The organism is uncultured Olegusella sp., assembly GCF_947253395.1.
In the GTDB taxonomy this organism is placed as follows: Bacteria; Actinomycetota; Coriobacteriia; order Coriobacteriales; family Atopobiaceae; genus Olegusella.
Window position 1 is genome coordinate 1 of sequence record NZ_CAMXYY010000145.1, and the last position, 3,160, is coordinate 3,160.

At 45.8% G+C, this 3,160-nt stretch carries 3 protein-coding genes; 2 read left to right on the top strand and 1 reads right to left on the bottom strand.

Going from position 1 to position 3,160, the window contains the following annotated elements; all coding sequences use genetic code 11:
* Nucleotides 1-66: 66 nt before the first annotated feature.
* Entirely contained in the window at nt 67-1,209 is a 1,143-nt protein-coding gene (locus Q0X25_RS08090; RefSeq protein WP_298581027.1) for a DNA methyltransferase, read from the bottom strand.
* Nucleotides 1,210-1,907: 698 nt separating this feature from the next.
* Between Q0X25_RS08090 and Q0X25_RS08095 the strand changes: the two genes are divergently transcribed.
* Together Q0X25_RS08095 and Q0X25_RS08100 are read left to right on the top strand one after the other, a co-directional pair.
* Entirely contained in the window at nt 1,908-2,180 is a 273-nt protein-coding gene (locus tag Q0X25_RS08095) for a hypothetical protein (RefSeq protein WP_298581030.1), read from the top strand.
* Between the two features lie 19 nt (nt 2,181-2,199).
* Entirely contained in the window at nt 2,200-2,715 is a 516-nt protein-coding gene (locus Q0X25_RS08100) for a hypothetical protein (protein ID WP_298581032.1), read from the top strand.
* Nucleotides 2,716-3,160: the final 445 nt, after the last annotated feature.

Below are 3,160 nucleotides of genomic sequence, written 5' to 3' on the forward strand. Positions count from 1 at the left end.
ACCCATAAGGTTTCGTCGGCAGCGTCAGATGTGTATAAGAGACAGACGTTATAGACTTTATTGAACTCAACCACGCTTAGCAGCCTTTCTCCTGGGCTTGTTGGCATACTTTCTAAAGATGAGAATGTATTGATGATGGATGTTCTCAACGTATGCGAAGGGATATCCGTAAGGAAGAAGGGATTTGTGGTTCTGCAAGAGCACTTTTACTCCCTGCAGTTTCAGGGTGCCCCCACCTTTGATGGTTCGACTGTTCATGCGTTGGATCAAGTCACTGTGGAAGCTGACGAATTCGGACTTGTTCCTGAAATCTGAAACGACGATGCACATGTACCCCTTATCACGGAGCACTCTTGCGCATTGGAGAAAAACGCGGTCAACTAACGTGTCAAGGAACTCTTCGTAATCAGCTATATTAGCAAGGTCGTTAGGATCGTTATCAGAGTAATTTGTCGCCAGATTCTCCTTAAGTCGGCTCTCCCTGACTTTATAATCGGCCTTCTTATTGAGAATCGTCCAATAAGGTGGACTGGTAACCATAAAGTCGAATGCCCCTGTCTCCATCTGAGAGAGGGCATGTATGCAATCATCGTTGATGAATACGTGCCTCGCAGAAGCACCCTTCTCAACCTCGGTTTCAAGCCGCGCAATAGCTAGGTCATGCCATCTCTTGGAGAGCTCAATCGATGTGCAGATACGATCGTTAAGGTCACATGCCTTTGCGGTTGAACCAACACCTCCGAATGGATCAAGGACGTGCATGCCGCTCTTAGTGAAGAAGGTCACAAGATCCTCAATATCTTGGTACGAATAAGGCGCTGGATGCTGCCTCTCAATCTGAGTATGCGGGTGTTTTGCTCCTAACCCTTTCTGGTAGAAGAAGGACTTGGTCTCGGGAAGCCATTCTGATCCGGTCAAATCGTTGAGAGTATTTCTCGGATCAACGCCTTTCGGTTCTGATTCTTCGTCGAGTTGTGCTTGCTCAACAACGTCATGACCGGATGCTGGCTGCGATGGATTCTGCGTCGATTCAATTCCGGCACTATTGGCAAGATAGTCGTCAAGTTGAGCGACATCAAATCGCCTGTGGCCCCCTTGCGTTTTGGATGGAGTGAGTATACCGTTGTCTACCATCCGATATATGGTCGAGATGCTCACGCCAATATGCTCGGCCGCAGCTTTTGTTGACACGAGCGTCTTGTTTGACAATTCGACCTCCTTAATCCTATTCAAACCTATTCAACACATATCAATTCTATCACACAATAAAATACGCCAATACATGTTAAGAGCAGAACGGGACAGAAAAAGCGGTTGATTATCAACCTCAACCGAACGTCGGGATTAATCTTCCAAGCTCAACAAAACACTTTCGAACAACTCTGAAAATCCATAGTATGGGGTGAAAAAGGTCGCCTCGTGGATGTAAAGGAGTTACTTATGGTCAAGATGAGCCCAAGAGGCAACCCAAAAAAATTTTAGACCTACTAAAGCAGATAGGAATGCGATAGAAAAGGCTTTAGACAAAATTTCTTCTAAATCATGCAGACACATTACAGAAGAGCTTGGGGGGTCTTATTCTACCATCTTATATGAACTTAAGACCAACAGAGTAGTAAGACGCAGCCCTGGCAAAGGAGACAAAGTCACACAGATTCCTGACGACGCATGTCTAAGACTCATGAGCTGATCCTATGTGTGTAATGGATGCAAAAGACGCAGATATCACTGTTCGAGAGCATGGCAGACTGAATATAGCTCAGCTAAAGCACAGAGGCTTTCAGATAGAGTGCGTTCTTGTACAAGACAGGGCATAGATAAAAACTAACAGGACTTTGAGCTTATCGTGGCTTATCTTAAAGAAAGGCCCTTACGTGGTCTTTCCCCTGAGCAGTTCATAGCCTTCTATGTACTTAAATGTCAGTGTTGCTAGTGCCTATTGCTGGATTGAGAAGGGAAATGCAGATACGGCCAATCTTAATCTCAGACGCAAGGTCAAATACAAGTCCAGAAAGAAGATAGCGGCACCGAAGAGCACTTCCCATGGTCTTGCTCGCTCATTTCCTACCTTCATGGAGCTTTCTTGGGGAGGAGCACGTAGCTGCTTCAGAGATGGATACGGTAGTTGGGAAGGTTTACGACAGCCAGTGTTTGCTTACGCTCTACTTAAGACCTTTTAGGTTTCAACTTGCATTCCTTTTGGATAACAAGGGAGCCTGTGAGGTAAAAGATACTCTCAATGGGCTAGAGCGCAGCTTGGGATCTGAGGGCTACCAAACACTTTTCGCTCTTATGATTACCGACAACGAAGTTGATTTCTCAGATCACACAGCACTTGAGCGTTTTTGTGTATGTGAAGGTGAACGAAGATCACGCCTTTTCTACCGCGATGTACGTCAATCACGGCAAAAGCCAGGATGTGAGAGAAATCACGTTGAGATAAGAAAGATCCTTCCCAAAGATAAAAATATGAGCTTCGATGCTCTTAGCGCTGAGAACTGCTCACTTCTGATGAGTCATGTGAACTCAGAGCCAAGACCCTCTTTAGAATCTTTAAGCCCCATCCGGATGCTTAAGGCCTCACATAAAGATCTTGCAGACAGACTACTTAGCTATCCAGGAGTTAAAGTGATTCCGATAGATGAACTTGACCTGACAGTTCACCTTATCAATGAAGCCCACCTCAAGAGAGGAGATGAGCCCTTGGTGAGGTAGAAAAGATGCCCTCAACAAGTGCAGGAACCACCCGTTCGGCTAACCTTGAGAAGTAGCTCTGAGGGGTTATTGAACTATGCCTCCAAACTCATCGAAACATCAAAGGAATCTATCTCAAGCAGGTAAAACATCAAAACGCCTTCCAGAGACAGCCACTAGAGTGTTGCGTTTACCATGAGAAACGCCCGACTGAAGTCGAGCGTTCGAATAACTATTAAAACCAACCAATTTGATATGTGCGTGAGTTCTTGCCGGCCGCATGGAGGCCAAGGTCCCTAGCGCTAAGCGCGTGTGCTACGACATCACGTCCAAGCTGCCGGCAATGAAAGAGTGGGAATAAAAAATTCGGAAAAATTGACGTTAGCGTCAAAAATACCGTATTACCTCGTAAGTAAAGATCCTGCCGCAGTGCGCATAGGTGAATGGCCAGTCACCGCTGTATTCT

Excerpts from the sequence above, each read along its gene's own strand:
- Q0X25_RS08095 (WP_298581030.1), top strand. The coding sequence starts at position 1,908 with ATGTACTTAAATGTCAGTGTTGCTAGTGCCTATTGCTGGATTGAGAAG.